Origin of the sequence: Actinosynnema sp. NPDC059797 (genome assembly GCF_042732085.1) — a bacterium.
Taxonomy (GTDB): domain Bacteria; phylum Actinomycetota; class Actinomycetes; order Mycobacteriales; family Pseudonocardiaceae; genus Actinosynnema.
The window spans coordinates 39,549-55,416 of record NZ_JBHWIE010000028.1 but is presented as its reverse complement, the minus strand read 5'-3'; the positions used below and the strand labels follow the sequence as shown (position 1 = coordinate 55,416).

At 74.7% G+C, this 15,868-nt stretch carries 14 protein-coding genes; 11 read left to right on the top strand and 3 right to left on the bottom strand.

What is annotated here, in order from left to right; translation table 11 throughout:
• The first annotated feature begins 57 nt into the window (after window positions 1-57).
• Complete coding sequence (locus tag ACFV4N_RS11200) at window positions 58-594, top strand: TetR/AcrR family transcriptional regulator (protein ID WP_499672354.1); 537 nt, start codon at window positions 58-60, stop codon at window positions 592-594.
• Between the two features lie 90 nt (window positions 595-684).
• Here ACFV4N_RS11200 and ACFV4N_RS11195 read toward each other — a convergent pair whose 3' ends face one another.
• Entirely contained in the window at window positions 685-1,572 is an 888-nt protein-coding gene (locus ACFV4N_RS11195; RefSeq protein WP_499672353.1) for a phosphotransferase, read from the bottom strand.
• 70 nt (window positions 1,573-1,642) lie between these two features.
• Between ACFV4N_RS11195 and ACFV4N_RS11190 the strand changes: the two genes are divergently transcribed.
• The 6 genes from ACFV4N_RS11190 to ACFV4N_RS11165 all read left to right on the top strand — a co-directional run bounded on the left by ACFV4N_RS11190 (window position 1,643) and on the right by ACFV4N_RS11165 (window position 8,237).
• Entirely contained in the window at window positions 1,643-1,924 is a 282-nt protein-coding gene (locus ACFV4N_RS11190; RefSeq protein ID WP_499672352.1) for a hypothetical protein, read from the top strand.
• 13 nt (window positions 1,925-1,937) lie between these two features.
• Window positions 1,938-3,752 (top strand): glutamine--fructose-6-phosphate transaminase (isomerizing), encoded by a 1,815-nt coding sequence (gene glmS / locus ACFV4N_RS11185; protein WP_499672351.1) that lies wholly within the window; start codon window positions 1,938-1,940, stop codon window positions 3,750-3,752.
• 186 nt (window positions 3,753-3,938) lie between these two features.
• Window positions 3,939-4,697: a maleylpyruvate isomerase family mycothiol-dependent enzyme gene (locus ACFV4N_RS11180; protein WP_499672350.1), complete on the top strand. Its 759-nt coding sequence runs from the start codon at window positions 3,939-3,941 to the stop codon at window positions 4,695-4,697.
• Window positions 4,698-4,731: 34 nt separating this feature from the next.
• On the top strand, window positions 4,732-4,878 hold the full coding sequence (locus ACFV4N_RS11175) for a DUF1059 domain-containing protein (RefSeq protein ID WP_344035543.1): 147 nt from the start codon (window positions 4,732-4,734) through the stop codon (window positions 4,876-4,878).
• 148 nt (window positions 4,879-5,026) lie between these two features.
• A complete protein-coding gene (locus ACFV4N_RS11170) occupies window positions 5,027-6,961 on the top strand; it encodes an MDR family MFS transporter (RefSeq protein ID WP_499672356.1) in 1,935 nt (644 codons plus the stop codon).
• A gap of 94 nt (window positions 6,962-7,055) precedes the next feature.
• On the top strand, window positions 7,056-8,237 hold the full coding sequence (locus tag ACFV4N_RS11165) for a winged helix-turn-helix domain-containing protein (protein WP_499672349.1): 1,182 nt from the start codon (window positions 7,056-7,058) through the stop codon (window positions 8,235-8,237).
• Here the strand turns inward: ACFV4N_RS11165 and ACFV4N_RS11160 are convergent.
• A complete protein-coding gene (locus tag ACFV4N_RS11160; RefSeq protein ID WP_499672348.1) occupies window positions 8,234-9,139 on the bottom strand; it encodes an effector-associated domain 2-containing protein in 906 nt (301 codons plus the stop codon). The genes ACFV4N_RS11165 and ACFV4N_RS11160 overlap by 4 nt on opposite strands.
• A 131-nt stretch (window positions 9,140-9,270) precedes the next feature.
• Between ACFV4N_RS11160 and ACFV4N_RS11155 the strand changes: the two genes are divergently transcribed.
• Window positions 9,271-10,590: a hemolysin family protein gene (locus ACFV4N_RS11155; protein WP_499672347.1), complete on the top strand. Its 1,320-nt coding sequence runs from the start codon at window positions 9,271-9,273 to the stop codon at window positions 10,588-10,590.
• 91 nt (window positions 10,591-10,681) lie between these two features.
• Here ACFV4N_RS11155 and ACFV4N_RS11150 read toward each other — a convergent pair whose 3' ends face one another.
• Window positions 10,682-12,097 carry an aminopeptidase P family protein gene (locus tag ACFV4N_RS11150; RefSeq protein ID WP_499672346.1) on the bottom strand — a complete coding sequence of 472 codons (1,416 nt, stop codon included), beginning with the start codon at window positions 12,095-12,097 and terminating at the stop codon, window positions 10,682-10,684.
• Window positions 12,098-12,267: 170 nt separating this feature from the next.
• Between ACFV4N_RS11150 and ACFV4N_RS11145 the strand changes: the two genes are divergently transcribed.
• From ACFV4N_RS11145 to ACFV4N_RS11135, 3 genes are all read left to right on the top strand, one after another.
• On the top strand, window positions 12,268-14,775 hold the full coding sequence (locus ACFV4N_RS11145; RefSeq protein WP_499672345.1) for a hypothetical protein: 2,508 nt from the start codon (window positions 12,268-12,270) through the stop codon (window positions 14,773-14,775).
• Window positions 14,776-14,961: 186 nt separating this feature from the next.
• Window positions 14,962-15,342: a hypothetical protein gene (locus ACFV4N_RS11140; protein WP_499672344.1), complete on the top strand. Its 381-nt coding sequence runs from the start codon at window positions 14,962-14,964 to the stop codon at window positions 15,340-15,342.
• Entirely contained in the window at window positions 15,335-15,736 is a 402-nt protein-coding gene (locus ACFV4N_RS11135; protein ID WP_499672343.1) for a hypothetical protein, read from the top strand. The genes ACFV4N_RS11140 and ACFV4N_RS11135 overlap by 8 nt, the downstream gene beginning before the upstream one ends.
• Window positions 15,737-15,868 lie beyond the last annotated feature (132 nt).

The window sequence follows — 15,868 nt, the reverse complement described above, 5'->3', positions numbered from 1 at the left end:
GTAAGTGGCACGGTACCAGCGTCCCGGGATCCGCCAACCGGTTATTAAGCTGCCGTGGTGGCCAGAGCGAAGTCCGACACCAGAGCACGCGCCCAGGCCGTGGCGAAGGAGTTGTTCCTCCAGCGGGGCGTGCGGCGGACGAGCCTCCAGGACATCGCGGACCGGCTGGGCGTCACCAAACCCGCGCTCTACTACCACTTCTCGTCGCGCGACGACCTGGTGCGCAGCATCGTGCAGCCGCTGGTGGAGGACGGCGACGCGTTCGTCGCCGCGGCCGAGGCCCGCCCGGCCACCGACCCGCGCGCGGTGCTGGAGGGCTACTTCGACTTCCAGTTCGAGCACCGCGAGGTGGTCTCCCTGCTGATCAGGGAGTTGGCCGAGCTGGCCGACCTCGGCCTGGTCGACCGGGTGCTGGACTGGCGGACGCGGCTGGGCGTGCTGCTGGTGGGCGAGGACCCGCCGCTGGCCGAGGCCACGCGCGCCACCATCGCCCTCGGCGGCCTGGCCGACTGCGTGCTCGTGTTCGCGGACCGGCCGGTCGAGGAGGTGCGCGCCGCCGCCGTGGACGCCGCCCTGGACGTCCTCGGCCGGTGACGCGCCACGGCTCACGTGCGCGCCGCGCGCCGCGTCCACCCGCCGCGAGCCCGGCGCGCCGCCGCCCCGGGACGGGGTCGACCACCGCCGTCACGGGCCGGCGAGGGCCTGCGCGACGAGCCCGGTGCGGGACAGGGCGCCGACCACGTGCCCCAGGGCCTCGGCGCGTTCGGCGTGCGGCCGCGCGCGGTCGAGGACGCGCCCGGCGGGCTCGGCGACGTCCTCCAGGGCGCGCACGCAGCGGAAGTGCGCCAACAGCCCCGGGTCCGCCCGGTACGAGCCGTACCCCTCGAAGAACCACAGCTGCTGCTCGCCGGTCACCGGCCGGAACGGCAGCACCCCGCCGCCCAGCACGAACACCAGGTCCTTCTCTCGCGGCGCGAGCACCGCGTCGTCGAAGTCGACGAACGCCACGCCGCCCGGACCGGTCAGCACCACGTTGCCCGCGTGGAGGTCGCCGTGGCAGGGCACCGCCGGGGCCGGCCGCACCGGCACGAGCGCCCGTTCGCGCACCGCGCGCAACCGGGACCGCCCCGCCGCCCAGCACTCGACCAGGCGGCGCGCCGGCCCGTCGGACGGCACGCACCCCGCCACCGCCCGGTCCACGCGGTCGAAGAGCGCCACCACCGGCCCGACGTCGCCGGGCTCGCGCGGCAGGCGGGCGACCTCGCCGGTCACCGGCCGGTCGTGCAGCGCCGCCAGCCCGCGCCCCCAGGCCACCCACTGGGCGCGGCTCGGCGTCGCCTCCAGCGCCGTGGGTCCGTCGAACCACGGCACCACGGTGAGCCACCGCCCGTCGTGCCCGGCCCACCGCGCGCCCTCGCACAGCACCACCCCGGGCGAGGCCGACCACTTCACCGCGTACCGGCGGCCCGCCGGGTCGACACCCAGCAGCGCCGCACCCGTCGTCCCGCCCGGCGCCGGCTCCAGCCGCAGGTCCAGCCGGAAGTCGTGCCACAGCAGCTCGCGCAGCTCCACGAACGCACTTCCTACCGGCTCCGTGCCCGAAACCGGGCACGGATTTTGGCCCGGTGGTTGGCTGGTCGCCATGCTGGAGCCCGTGGGAGACGAGGTGCCGGACGAGCTGCTCCGGCACGTGGTCCGGACGACCGGGCTGCCGCCCGCCCTCGCGCGGCGCGTCGTCTCCGACGTCATGGGCTACTTCGTCGAGACGGCGGAGGAGTACGTCCTGCGCAGGCACGCCGAGCTGCGCCGGGACGGCCTGCCCAACGCGCGGATCTGGGCGCTGCTGCGCGCGGAGCTGGACGTGCGGCCCGTCGCGGCGCCGCCGCTGTCCGAGCGCCAGCTCCGCCGGATCGTCTACGGCTGAACGAGGAGTGCGCATGTGCGGGATCGTGGGGTACGTCGGGGCCAAGGACGCCGTGCCGGTGCTGCTGGAGGGCCTGCACCGGCTGGAGTACCGGGGGTACGACTCGGCGGGCATCGCGGTCGCGGGCGACGGGCTGGAGGTGGTCAAGACCGCCGGCCGGGTCGGCGACCTGCGGCGGGCCGTGCCCGCGGGCCTGTCCGGCGGCACCGGCATCGCGCACACCCGGTGGGCCACGCACGGCGAGCCCAGCGACCGCAACGCCCACCCGCACGTGGACGCGGCGCGCCGGGTGGCGATCGTCCACAACGGCGTGTTCGAGAACTCCGACCGGTTGCGCGCGCAGCTGCGGGCCGACGGCGTCGACCTGGCCTCGGACACCGACTCGGAGGTCCTGGCCCACCTGGTCGCCCGCAGCGCCGCCGCCACCCTGGAGGACGCGGTGCGCGAGGCGTTGGCGCAGGTCGAAGGCACCTACGGGGTGATCGTGATGGACGTCGAGCGGCCCGGCGAGCTGGTCGCCGCCCGGCGCGGCAGCCCGGTCGTGCTGGGCGTCGGCGAGCAGGAGATGCTGGTCGCCTCCGACGTGACCGCCCTGGTCCGCTACACGCAGCAGGTCGTCTACCTGGAGGACGACGAGATCGCCTCGGTCACCGCCGACGGCTACCGCACCTCCACCATGGACGCCCGCGCCACCACCCGCACGCCCACGCCCGTCGAGGTCACCGGGCTCGACTACGAGCTGGGCGACCACCCCGACTTCATGCACAAGGAGATGCGCGAGCAGCCCGACGCCGTCGACCGGTGCCTGCGCGGGCGGCTCGACCACCGGTTCTCGTCGGCCCGGCTGGACGGCGTCGGCCTGACGCCGCAGGACTACCAGCGCATCCGCCGCGTGAAGCTGCTCGGCTGCGGCTCGGCGTACTACGCGGGGCAGGTGGGCGCGCAGCTGATCGAGGAGCTGGCGCGCATCCCGGCCGACGCCGAGCCCGCGTCGGAGTTCCGCTACCGCAACCCGGTGGTGGACCCGGACACGCTGTACGTGGCGATCAGCCAGTCCGGGGAGACGCTCGACACGCTGGCCGCCGTGCAGGAGCTGAAGCGCAAGGGCGGCCACGTGATCGGCGTGGTCAACGCGGTGGGCAGCACCATCGCCCGCGAGTGCGGGCACGGCGTGTTCCTGCACGCGGGGCCGGAGGTGTCGGTGGCGGCGACCAAGTCGTTCACCACCATGGCGGTCGCGCTGGCGCTGCTGGCGCTGGACCTGGGCCGGGTGCGGGACCTGTCGATCACCGAGGGGCGGCGGCTGGTCACCGGGCTGGCGGAGCTGCCGCGCACGATCGCGGGCGTCCTGGCCGACGAGGAGGCGGTGGCGGCCGTGGCGCGGAAGTACGCCGGGGCCGAGCACATGTTCTTCGTGGGCCGGGTGCGCGGCTGGCCGGTCGCGCGCGAGGGGGCGCAGAAGCTCAAGGAGATCTCCTACGTGCACGCGGAGGCGTACCAGGCGTCGGAGCTGAAGCACGGCCCCCTGGCCCTGATCAACCCGGCCATGCCCACCGTGGTCCTGCTCCCCGACGACGAGCTGCTCCCCAAGAACATCGCCACCGTCGAGGAGATCAAGGCCCGGGGCGGCCCGGTCATCGCCGTCACCGACGCCACCCTGCCCGCCGACCTGGCCACCGACGTCATCCGCGTCCCCCGCGCCCACGACTCCCTCACCCCCGTCACCCTCTCCATCCCCCTCCAGCTGTTCGCCTACCACCTGGCCCGCGCCCTGGGCCGCGACGTGGACCGCCCCCGCAACCTGGCCAAGAGCGTGACCGTCGAATAACCGCGTGTCCTCCACTCCGGCATCGCGTGTCGTCCACTCGGACATCGCGTGTCGTACGTCCAGGTCGGGCGAGTCGTACGTTCAGACCCCTTGAGTTGCACGTTCGCGCACCCCCGATCGGGGGTTGGACGTGGCGACCGGTGTGCGCGAACGTGGAACTCGGGGGTCCGGAACGTACGACACGCGATGCCTGAGTGGACGACACGCGCGGTTTGGGGGGTTTGGGTGGAGGCGTTGGCGGGGGTTGTGGAGGCCCATCGGCGGTTGGGGGAGGTGTTGGCCGGGCTGGGTGACGGGCAGGTGCGGGAGCCGTCGCTGTTGCCGGGGTGGACGCGGGGGCACGTGCTGGCCCACCTGAACGACGCCGCCCGGGCTCGGGCGCGGGTGGTCGAGCACGCGTTGCGCGGGGAGGCCGTGGCGCTGTGGGAGCCGGGGGAGCGGGACGCGATCATCGAGGCCGCCGCCGGTCGCACGGCCGACGAGCACCGCGCGGACCACGCCGAGCACTCCCGCCGGTTGGAGGAGGTGTGGGCGGGGGTCGAGGACTGGGACGCGCCCGTCCTGGGCGGCGAGGTGGACCTCGTGCCGGCCGTGTTCACCCGCTGGCGCGAGGTGTGGATCCACCTGGTCGACCTCGACCTGGGGGTGACGCCCGCCGAGTGGGGGGTGGAGTTCTCCTGCCACGTCGTCGACGTCCTGCGGCCCCGGCTGCCCGGTGGGTGGGGGTTGCGCGCCACGGATGTGGAGCGTGATTGGGGGAGGGCGGAGGAGCGGGTGGCTGAGGTGCGGGCTGCTGAGGTGCGAGGGCTGGAGGCGGGAGCGCGGGTGGTCGGGGCGGTGCGCGACCTCGCGGCGTGGCTCGCCGGGCGGGAGCCCGTGGCGCCGCTCGCCGGGCCGTTGCCGCCGCTCGGTCCCTGGCCCGCCTACCCGGCCCGCCGTCAGTAGAGTCGGGGGAGAGTGATCTCCAGTGGAGGAAGCGATGAAGAGGAACATCACCTGCCCGTGCGGTGAGCGCATCATCGGCCAGGACGAGGACGACCTCGTGGCGAAGACCCAGCAGCACCTCAAGGAGAACCACCCGGGTCACGACTACTCGCGCGACGAGATCCTGTTCATGGCCTACTGAACCCCGGGTGATCGCCTGACCGGGTGAGCGCGGACGGGCGGCGGGTGGACCAGCGCCCTATGGTCCACCCGGGAGGTCCGCCGTGGTCCATCAGGCCGAACGAACCGGGGTGAACCGGGGCGCGCGCAACGCGGTCGTCGCGGTGATCATGCTCGGGATGCTGCTCGCCGCGCTGGACCAGACCATCGTGGCGACCGCGCTGCCGACGATCGTCGGCGACCTGGGCGGCGGCGGGCACCTGTCGTGGGTGGTCACCTCGTACCTGCTCGCCGAGACGATCATGACCGCGCTGATCGGCAAGTTCGGCGACCTGTTCGGGCGCAAGCCCGCGTTCCTGGTCAGCGTCGTGCTGTTCCTGGTCGGCTCGTTCCTGTGCGGCTGGGCCGACTCGATGACGTGGCTCATCCTGGCCCGCGCGGTGCAGGGCCTGGGCGCGGGCGGGCTGATGGTGACGTCCGCGGCGGTCATCGCGGACGTGGTGCCGCTCGCCCAGCGCGGCAAGTACCAGGGGTTCATCGGCGCGGTGTTCGGCGTGGCCACGGTCGTCGGCCCGCTGCTCGGCGGCCTGTTCGTGGACCACCTGAGCTGGCGCTGGGCGTTCTACGTCAACCTGCCGCTGGGCGTGGTGGTGCTCGCGGTCGCCGCGGTCGCGCTGCCGCCCGGGCGGGGCGGGGCCCGGCCGCGCATCGACTACCTCGGCATCCTGCTGATCGCCCTGGCCGCCACCGGTCTCACGCTGGTCACGTCGTGGGGCGGCGTCGAGTACCCGTGGACCTCGCCGACGATCCTGTGGATGGCCCTGGGCTCGGTGGCCGCGCTGGTGGCGTTCGTGCTCGTCGAGCTGCGCGCCGAGGAGCCGATGCTGCCCATGCGGCTGTTCCGCAGCCGCGTGTTCACCGTGTGCACGGTCCTCAGCTTCGTCGTCGGCTTCGCCATGCTGGGCGGCGTCACGTTCCTGCCGACCTACCTCCAGTACGTGCACGGCGCGTCGGCCACGCAGTCGGGCCTGGAGATGCTGCCGCTGGTCGTCGGGCTGATGGCGGCGTCCATCACCACCGGCAACATCATCGGCAAGACCGGCCGCTACCGGGTGTTCCCGCTGGTGGGCAGCCCGCTCATGGTCCTGGGGATGCTCCTGCTGTCCCGGCTCGGCGTCGGCACGCCGTTCTGGGAGGCGTCGGCGTACATGCTGGTGCTCGGCCTGGGCGTGGGCATGTGCATGCCGGTGACGATGGTGGTCGTGCAGAGCACCACCAGCTACGAGGACCTCGGCGTGGCCACGTCCGGCGTGAGCTTCCTGCGCACCCTGGGCAGCTCGTTCGGCGTGGCGGTCTTCGGCACGATCTACGCGGGCAACCTGCCCGACCACCTGGCCACCGCGATCCCGCCCGGCGTGGACCCGCGCGCGGCCACCGACGTCCACGCCCTGCACGCCCTGCCGGCCGAGCAGAAGGCCCCGATCGTCGCCGCCTACGCCGACACGCTGCACACGGTGTTCCTGTCCGCCGCGCCGGTGGCCGCGGTCGCGTTCCTGGTGGCCCTGTTCCTGCGGGAGGTGCCGCTGCGGGACACCGCGCGCGCCGCCGCGAACGAGGTGGGCGACAACTTCGCCGAGCCCCGGGCCTGGAACTCCGAGCGGGAGCTGGAGAAGCTGGTCGCCCTGATCGTCGCCAGGGAGCGCCGCGACCCCACGCCCGACGTCCTCACCGCCTCGGACGTCCCCCTGACCCACGCGCAGGCGTGGCTGGTGGTCAGGGTGTTCCGGCAGAGCGTCGACCGCGGCGCGGCCGACCTCGACCGCCTCGCCGACGAGACCGGCGTGCCGGCGGGCGTCTTCGAGCCGGTGGCCCGCCAGCTCCAGACCCGCGGCTACCTCACCGAGGGCGGCGGGCGCTACCGCTTCACCCCGCAGGGCACCGAGGTCTTCGCCCGGCTGGTGGACGCCTGGCGGCGCTGGCTGCTGGTCAAGCTGGAGGACTGGAACTGCGACGAGCCCGAGTTCGCCGGCGCGGTGGACCGCGTGGCGACGGAGCTGACCACCACGGGCCGCGCCCTGTCCACCAGGCGGCCGGCCGCCGTGTGACCGTTTCGCGCGTGAGGCCCTCGTCCTTGTGGGACAGTGCGCTGTCGCACTGTCGCACTGTCGCACTGTCGCACGGCAAGAGGCGCCGCCACCCATGTCTTCCACCACCGGCACGGAACTGACCGCCGACGAGGCCAGGGCGATCGCCGTCAACAGCGCCCGCCTGGACCGCGCCGACGACGACCCGGGCCGGGTGCTGCGCGAACTCGGCGTCGTCCAACTGGACTCGATCAACGCCTTGGCCCGCGCGCACCAGCTGACGCTGGCGACCAGGACCGCGGGCCTCACCGCGCGCCGGGTCGACGAGGCGCTGTGGCACGGGCCCGAGCCGATCGCCTTCGACTACCCGGCGCACGCCCTGGCGCTGCTGCCGCTGTCCGACTGGCCGCTGTGGGCCTTCCGCCGCCGCGCCACCCGACGGCGCCCCGACCACCCCGACGACGCCACCGCACGGGCGCTGCTGGACCACGTCGAGCGACGCGGTCCCCTGACGATGAAAGACCTCCGCGGCGACGGCGACACCGGCGACGGCTGGAACTGGGGCCCGACCAAGACCGCGGTCGAGCTCCTGGTCTGGTCCGGTGAGCTGGTCTGCGCCCGGCGCGCCAACCGGCAGCGCCTGTTCGACCTGCCGCACCGCGTGCTGCCCACCGAGCTGCTCACCGACGCGCTCGACGACCGGCGGTGCCAGGTCGAGCTGCTCAACCGCGCGGGGCGCGTCCTGGGCGTGGCCACCGCCGACGACCTCGGCGACTACATCCGCATCCCCAAGACCCTCGCCCGGCGGTTGCTGCCCGACACGGTCCTGAGGCCGGTCGACGTGCACGGCTGGGGCGCGCCGGCCTGGGCGCACCCCGACGCCCTCGACCGCACCCGGCCGCCCGACCGGGCCGCGTTCCTCGGCCCGTTCGACAACCTCGTCTGGCACCGGCCGCGCGTCGCCCGGCTGTTCGACTTCGCCCACGTGCTGGAGGCGTACAAACCGGCGGCCCGGCGCGTCCACGGCTACTACGCCTGCCCGCTGCTGATCGGCGCCCGGCTGGTCGGGCGCGCCGACCTCGCCCGACGCGGGCGGGTCCTGACCGTCCTGCGCCTGACCCTCGACGACCTGGCGCCCGGCACCGTCGACGGCTTCGCGCGGGCCTGCCACGACCTGGCACGCGTGGTCGGGTGCGAGGAGGTCGCCATCGCCCCGGACGCCACCCGCGACCACGTCCGGCGGACGCTGCTCCGCGGCCTGGCGACGCCCCGGGGAGGGCTCGTCGGCAGCACTTAGACGTCGTCGTCCAGTTCTCCCACCAGGTCGTCCAGCCGGTCCATCTCGGTGGTGCCGGCGGCGTAGAAGCGGATCGCCTCGACCAGCGCCTTGAGGCCGCCCGGGTAGTGCGCGCACGTCCGGACGACGCTCACCGTGTCGGGTCGGTCCGCGCCGTACCGGGGGATGGACGCGGCGAACGGCAGCTCGCGCAGCACCAGGTCGCGGCCCTCGCGGCTGTCGAAGCCGGTGGTCTTGAGCAGCACGGTCACCAGCGGGCCCAGTTCGGTCAGGGTGAGCGGGCGCGCGGGGGCCGGCGTCGGCCGGGCGGTCGGCCCGGTGGTCGGGTGGCCGTCGACCAGGCGCACCCACGCGGTGCCCCGGACCTCCTTGACCTCCACCGGCACCGGTCTGTAGTCGTCGGGGTGGGTGGCCGGGTCCTGGCGGACCACCGACTCGTAGAACGGGTCGGAGACGATCAGGAGCAGGGTCGCGGTGGAGTCGCGCAGCGCCTGCTTCGCGCCCGCCGCGTCGAGGATGCGGTGCACCAGGATCAGGCCGGGGCCGTTCTGGCCGCGCGCGTCGTAGAGCAGCTCGCCCGCGTGCAGCGCCATCCGCATCCGCATCCGCGCGCCCGCGACGTGCGCGGCGTTGTGGCGGCGCAGCTCGGCCGCCAGCCTGGACGGCAACTGGTCGGCCAGGACCGACTTCGGCACCTCCGGCGGCACGATCACCAGCAGGCTGTCGCCCGCGTCGTCGACGTCGTCCTCCGACCACGGCAGGCCGCACTCGGCGAAGGCATCGCGCAGCGCCCGGTACATGCCGTCGCGCAGCACGGAGCGGTCGTGGGTGGTGCGGGTCGGGTCGCCGTAGCTCTCGACGTCCACGACCACGAAGGACCGGTGGACCGCGGCTGACCCCATGTGACCTCCCGGTGCCTGTTGTAGCCCACACAGGGCACGTCGCGGCAGCCGTGCCACTCGAAATGACCAACGCGTGAGCGGCGTCGCGCCCCCGGTGGTCTGGGTTCGCCCGGTTTGGGTAAAGGAGGGAGGTGGACGGGTACGGATTCACGCTCGCGCTGGTCGCGGTGCTGGTGCTGCTCAACGCGGTGTTCGCCGGTTCGGAGATGGCCCTGATCTCGTTGCGCGAGGGCCAGTTGCGGGCGCTGGAGCGCGACGGCAAGGCCGGCGCGAAGACCCTCGTCCGGCTGGCGCGGGACCCGAACCGGTTCCTGGCCACCATCCAGATCGGCATCACCCTGGCCGGGTTCCTGGCCTCGGCGACGGCGGCGGTGTCGCTGGCCGCGCCGCTCGTGCCGCTGCTGTCGTTCCTGGGCACCGCGGCGAACCCGGTGGCCATCGCCCTGGTCACGGTCGTGCTGACGTTCCTGACCCTGGTGTTCGGCGAGCTGGCGCCCAAGCGGCTGGCCATGCAGTACGCGCTGCGGTGGGCGCTGCTGGTGGCCCGCCCGCTGCACCTGCTCTCCACGATCTCCCGCCCGGCCGTGTGGCTGCTGAGCACGTCCACGAACGTGGTGGTGCGCGTGTTCGGCGGCAAGCCCGACGCGGAGTCCGAGCAGATGTCCGCCGAGGAGCTGCGCGAGCTGGTGCACGCCCAGCGCGGCCTCAACGCCGAGCAGCGGATGATCATGACCGGCGCGCTGGAGATCGACGAGCGGCGGTTGCGCGAGGTCCTGGTGCCGCGCCGGTCGGTGGTCACGCTGGACTCCGACCTCGACGTGCCCGCCGCCCGCGCCGAGCTGGCCGCCTCCGGGCACTCCCGCGCCCCGGTCGCCCGCGGTGGGCACCTGGACGACGTGGTGGGCATCGTGCACCTGCGCGACCTGCTGCGCGACGACGCGAAGCTGGCCGACCTGGCCAGGCCGCCGGTGGTGTTCCCGGACTCGGTGAAGGTGTCCGACGCGCTGCGCCGGTTCAAGGCCGAGCGGGAGCAGATGGGCCTCGTGGTCGACGAGCACGGCGCGGTGGACGGCATCGTCACGCTGGAGGACCTGCTGGAGGAGATCGTCGGCGAGATCCTGGACGAGACCGACCGGGACGTGATGGCCGTGCGCAACGGCGCGGACGGGTCGCTGGTGCTGCCCGGGACCTTCCCCGTGCACGACCTGGGCGACATCGGCGTGGAGGTGCCCGACGCGCCACCCGGCGACTACGCCACCATCGCGGGCCTGGTGCTGGTGCTGCTCGGGCGCATCCCGGAGCGGCCCGGCGACCGGGTCGAGGTGTCCGGCTGGACCGTCGAGGTGCTGGCCGTGGAGCACCACGCCATCACGTCGGTGCGGTTGCGGCGCAAGGGCCGCGGGAGGGGACCCGCCCCGGAGGACGGGTCCCACGCCCAGCCCCGCGCCTAGCCCCGCGCCCGGGTCCGGTGCCCCGCGCCGGGGCCGGTGCCCCGCGCCCGGGTGCGACGCCCCGCGCCGGGTCCGACGCCCGCCGCCCGGTTCAGCGGCCCGCGGCGGCCACCCACGCCTCCAGCCCGGCGGCGTCGGACGGCAGGGCCGCGGACAGCACCCGGTTGCCCTCCTCGGTCACCACCACGTTCTCCTCCAGCCGCACGCCGATGCCGCGCAGCTCCGGCGGCACGGTCTCGTCGTTCGGGTGGAAGTACAGGCCCGGCTCCACGGCGAGGGCCATGCCGACCTCCAGCGTCCCGTCGTGGTACGCCTCGGCCCGCGAGTTGGCGCAGTCGTGCACGTCCAGGCCCAGGAAGTGCCCCACGCCGCAGGCGATGTAGCGGCGGTGGTGCTGGCCGTCGGGGTCCAGCGCCTCGTCCACCGACACCGGCAGCAGGCCCCAGTCGTCCAGCCCCTCGGCGAGCACCCGCATGGCCGCGCGGTGGAAGTCCCGGTACTCCGCGCCCGGCTTGACGGCGGCCAGCGCGGCCGCCGACGCGCGCTCGATCAACTCGTGCACCCGCCGCTGGGCGGGTGAGTAGGCGCCGGACACCGGCAGCGTCCGGGTGATGTCGGCGGTGTAGAGCGTGTCCAGCTCCACGCCGGCGTCCAGCAGCAGCACCGCGTCCTCCGGCACCGGGCCGTCGTTGCGGACCCAGTGCAGCACCGGCGCGTGCGGCCCGGCGGCCACGATCGAGGCGTAACCGGGGCCGTTGCCCGCGGTCCGCGCGCGCCGGTCGAACGTGCCCTGCAACCAGCGCTCGCCACCGCCCTTGACCGCGGCGCCCAGCTCGGCCGCGACGTCGGCGAAGCCCAGGACCGTGGCGTCCACGGCGGCCTGGAGCTGGCCGATCTCCCAGTCGTCCTTGACCCGCCGCAGCTCGGCCAGCGCGGTCCGCAGCCCGGCCGCGTGGTCCGCGCCCACGAGGGCGTCCAGCAGCGGGTCCACGCCCGTCGTCGCGTGCACGGCGGGCAGCCTGCCGCGCAGCGCCGAGGGCAGCTCGTGCAGCGGGCGGCACCGCACGCCCAGTGCCTCGGACCACTCGGCCAGGCCCGGCACGGGGCCGATCCACAGCTCGCCGTCGCGGGCGTTGGCGAAGAAGTCCGGCTCGTCGGGGCCCGCGGGCGGGCGCAGGAACAGCTCGGCCTCGTGCCCGCCGCCCACCGGGTGCATGACCAGCACGGCGCCCTCGGCGGAGCAGCCGGTCAGCCACGAGAAGTCGCTGTCGGGCCGGAACCCGTAGTCGGTGTCGTTGGACCGCACGGGCGACCAGCCGGCCGCCACGGCGATGCGCGCGCCGGGCAGCGCGGCGCTGAGCCGGGCGCGGTGCGCGGCGGCGGCGTCGGCGGCCCCGGGCGCGACGCGCGCGGCGCGGTCGGCCGGGCCCCAGCCGTGCCGGACGAACTCGCGGAACCCCGAGGCGTCGACGAGGTTGCTCGGATCGCGGCGGGCGGGTTTGGTCACGGGCGGCAGCCTTTCGGGTCGGGGCTCGGTAACCCGTCCGGTCCCGATCGGCGAACGGACGAGCACGGGCATGCTCTCATCGTCACCTGTTCACCCGGCCGGGTGCCTCCCCGCGGAAATGGCATCGCCGCACCGGACGATCCGGTAGGCAACAGCCGGGAGGTGTCCGCATGAAGCCCGAGGACGTGGTCGAACTGCGGGTCCACGGCGTGTCCGGCACACCGCCGGAGCACGTGCTGGGAGACCCGTTCCCCACCCCCGTGGCAGGGGACGACGTGGCCAGGTTCCTGCGGGCCGCCCGACCCGCCGCCACCCTGCCCGGCGAGCGGCCGGCGCGGGAGCGGGTGGTCGAGGCGTTCCACTGGGGCCGGTTCACCTCGGGCGGCGCGAACCGGGCGCTGTGGCTGCTGATGGCCCCGTTCGCCGTGCTCAACCTCGCCCGGTACGCCCTGCTGGGTCCCGGCCGGTTCGCCGAGGCGGTGCTCCGGCTGCTCGGCCTGGTGCTGACCTGCATGTTCGTCACGACCGTCGGCTACGTGTCGCTGGAGCTGCTGGTGCGGCAGTGCGCGGCCGACGCGGCGTGCCGGGCCGAGCACACCTGGCTCGGCTCCTTCGCCGACTGGCCGTTCGGGGCGGTGCTGCTGCTCGGGACGGCCCCGCCGGCGCTGGTGGTCGCGGTGCTGTGGTGGTTCGGCAGGCAGACCTTCCTCTACGAGCCGCGCGGCACGCACCACCGGTGGGAGACCCACGCCGGCAGCCTCGGCGACTACGCGTTCTGGCACACCTCGCCGCGCACGCCCGTGCTGCGCGACGCGCACGTGTCGGCGTCCTGCGTGGTGCTGGGCGTGCTGCACGCGGGCGCGCTGCGGACCGCCCTGCCCGACGGCGCGCTGTCGTGGTCGGTGATCGGCCTGGGCCTGCCGCTGCTGGCGTGGGCGGTCGGCTGCGTGATCACCTCCCCGGACCGGCGCGAGGTCAACACGAGGCCGCTCAAGTGGGCGGCGGCGGTGTACCTGCTGCTCACGGCCGGGTTGTCGACCGCGTTCCTGTGGCGCCTGCCCACCGACCCCGCGCCGCGGCTGGCCGGTTTCGAGGCGGTGACCAACGTGCTGGCCGCGCTGGCGATGCTGCTGCTGGTGGCGCTGTTCGCGGCGTGCGCGCGGATGCGGCGCTCCCGGCGCGGCGCCGAGCTGCTGGCGGTCGACGCCCGGTTCCGGCCGATGTGGCACGGGTACGGCGCGGTGGTGGTCGCGGCGCTCGCGACCACGCTGGCGGTCGGGTTCAGCGGCGGGCTGGCCTACCGGGTGGTCCAGTGGCTGGGCGTCCCGGCGCCCACCGGGCGGTCCGGGCTGGAGCTGAGCACGAGCTACCTGTTCGGGGCGGGGCTGTGGGGCGTGCTGGCGATCGGCTTCGCGCTGCTGCTGGGCCCGGTCGTGGCGGCCATGGTGCGGCAGGCGTCCAGCGCGTTCCTGCTCGCGGCCGGGTCCGCGCTGGCCGGCGCCGCGGTCGTGCTGAGGTGGGCGTCCACGCCCGACTGGGTGTTCTGGGCCCTCCTGGCCGGCGCGGGCGCGCTGTACGCGGTGGGCGTGTGGTCGGGCGTGCACCACGCGGTGGGCGAGGACGTCCGCGCCGACGTGTGCGAGGACTACCCGGGCCCGCCCACCAGGCCCGGCATCGCCAAGGTCGTGCTGAGCAGGCGCCTCGCCTCGGCCAAGTACCGCTACCACTGGGTGCTCGGCGCGCTGGCCGTGCTGGGCGGGGTGCTGGTGGTGGCGAGCGGCGCGATCGCGCTGGCGCGGCTGGTGGTCCCGGGCTGGCGGGCCACCCCGCCGCCCGGACTGGCCGACTGGCTGTCGTCGGAGCCGGCGCACGAGCTGGGCGGGCTGGGCAGCCTCGTGGTGTCCGGGTTCGTGCTGGTGCTGCTGGTGCTGGGGCTCAGGTCGTGGCAGAGCGGCAGGATGCGCACGGCCGTCGGCGTGGTGTGGGACCTGGTGGCGTTCTGGCCGCGCGCGGCCCACCCCATCTGCCCGCCGCCGTACGGCGGGCGGGCCACGATCGAGCTGACCTCGCGGGCGGTGCGGCTGGCCGGGCACCACGGCGCCGGGGCGGTGGTGCTGTCCGGGCACAGCCAGGGCAGCGTGGTGTGCTTCGCCGCGCTGGCGCTGCTGCGGCGCGAGGCCGAGCGGCCCGACCCCGCCGACGGGCAGCGCTACATCGGTCAGGCGGAGGCGGCGGAGGCGTTGCGCCGGGTCGGCCTGGTGACCTACGGCTCGCAGTTGCAGTGGGCCTACTCGCGGCTGTTCCCGCACTACCTGGGGCACGCCGAGCTGTGCTCGCTGCACGCGGAGCTGGAGGGCCGGTGGTGGAACGTGCACCGGTTGACCGACCCGCTGGGCGGGCCGGTGGAGGCCTGGGAGGCCACCGAGGACGAGCGGGTGTGCGCGGGGGACAAGCTGTGGGGCGTGCGGTGCGGGTACGACGTGCGGTTGCGCGACCCGGAGTTCCTCGACCCCGACCCGGACATGGTGGCCTCGCCGTTGCGCGGGCACGGCGACTACTACCGGGACCCGGTGTTCGACGAGGTGGTGGCGCGGGTGGCGGAAGCCGTCGTGGAGCGGCGCGAGGCCGAGGTGCTGGAGGAGCTCGACCCCCACGCCTTCCCCCGCCCGCGGGGCTAGCCGGTCGGCGCGGGGCGGTGGACCTCTCGGTCGCCCCCTCGTTCGCCACCGACGGGCGTTCGGGCCCGTTGGTCGTGATGCGGTGTGACGGGCACCTCGCCGAGCGGTCAGGGGGGCGGTGCCCTCGGGGCGCGACCGCGGCGCGGGGTAGGTTGCGCGGGTAGTCCACCACCCCGGGAAGACCAGATGATCGAAGTCCTCGCGACCGCGTTGGTGGTCGTGGCGCTCGTCGCGGCCCTGTGGTCGCTCGTCCTGGCCGCCGCCAACCGGCCGATCACGCTCGCCACCAAGCCCACCCTCGGCCTGGCCGGCGTCGTCGTGCTGCTGGAGGTCGGCCTGCTGGCGCAGCTCGTCGCGGGCGTCGTCAACGTGGTCGGCACCGACCGGGAGCTCGACACGCCCACCTTCGTCGGCTACCTGGTCGGCGTCGCGGTGGTGCTGCCGCTGGGCGCGTTCTGGGCCCTGGCCGAGCGGTCGCGGTGGGGCGCCGGGGTGCTGGCCGTCGCCTGCCTGAGCGTGCCGGTGATGGTGCTGCGGCTCAACCAGCTGTGGGCCGGCCATGGGTGACGCGCTGAAGGAGACCACGCGGTCGGGTCCGGGCCGGATGCTGATCGCCGTCTACGGGATCTTCGCGCTGGCCGCCACCGCCCGGTCGGCCGTGCAGCTGGCCTCGCGCTTCGACCAGGCGCCGCTGGCCTACCTGCTGTCGGCGTTCGCGGCCGTGGTCTACGTGGTGGCGACCGCCGCGCTGGCCGGCGCGGTGCCCAGGCGGCTCGCCTACCTCGCCTGCGGGGTCGAGCTGGCCGGGGTGCTGCTGGTCGGCGCGGCGAGCCTGGTGTTCCCGGGGGCGTTCCCGGACGCCACGGTGTGGTCCGGTTTCGGCAGCGGCTACCTGTTCGTCCCGCTCGTGCTGCCGGTGCTGGGCCTGCTGTGGCTTCGGCACACCGACAGGACGCGCTGAACCGATCCGGGGTCGGGTGCGTAATGCTTGCGGCGGACGGGGGCCGGACCTCGTCCGCGGGTCCGCGGCGATGCCGAATCGACCTCGGGTGTCTGGCAGGGCACACCGTCGCGGACGTGGAGGCCGGGAACG

Excerpts from the sequence above, each read along its gene's own strand:
- ACFV4N_RS11190 (WP_499672352.1), top strand. The coding sequence starts at position 1,643 with ATGCTGGAGCCCGTGGGAGACGAGGTGCCGGACGAGCTGCTCCGGCAC.
- glmS (WP_499672351.1), top strand. The coding sequence starts at position 1,938 with ATGTGCGGGATCGTGGGGTACGTCGGGGCCAAGGACGCCGTGCCGGTG.
- ACFV4N_RS11180 (WP_499672350.1), top strand. The coding sequence starts at position 3,939 with ATGCCTGAGTGGACGACACGCGCGGTTTGGGGGGTTTGGGTGGAGGCG.
- ACFV4N_RS11175 (WP_344035543.1), top strand. The coding sequence starts at position 4,732 with ATGAAGAGGAACATCACCTGCCCGTGCGGTGAGCGCATCATCGGCCAG.
- ACFV4N_RS11170 (WP_499672356.1), top strand. The coding sequence starts at position 5,027 with ATGCTCGGGATGCTGCTCGCCGCGCTGGACCAGACCATCGTGGCGACC.
- ACFV4N_RS11165 (WP_499672349.1), top strand. The coding sequence starts at position 7,056 with ATGTCTTCCACCACCGGCACGGAACTGACCGCCGACGAGGCCAGGGCG.
- ACFV4N_RS11160 (WP_499672348.1), bottom strand. The coding sequence starts at position 9,139 with ATGGGGTCAGCCGCGGTCCACCGGTCCTTCGTGGTCGTGGACGTCGAG.
- ACFV4N_RS11145 (WP_499672345.1), top strand. The coding sequence starts at position 12,268 with ATGAAGCCCGAGGACGTGGTCGAACTGCGGGTCCACGGCGTGTCCGGC.
- ACFV4N_RS11140 (WP_499672344.1), top strand. The coding sequence starts at position 14,962 with ATGATCGAAGTCCTCGCGACCGCGTTGGTGGTCGTGGCGCTCGTCGCG.
- ACFV4N_RS11135 (WP_499672343.1), top strand. The coding sequence starts at position 15,335 with ATGGGTGACGCGCTGAAGGAGACCACGCGGTCGGGTCCGGGCCGGATG.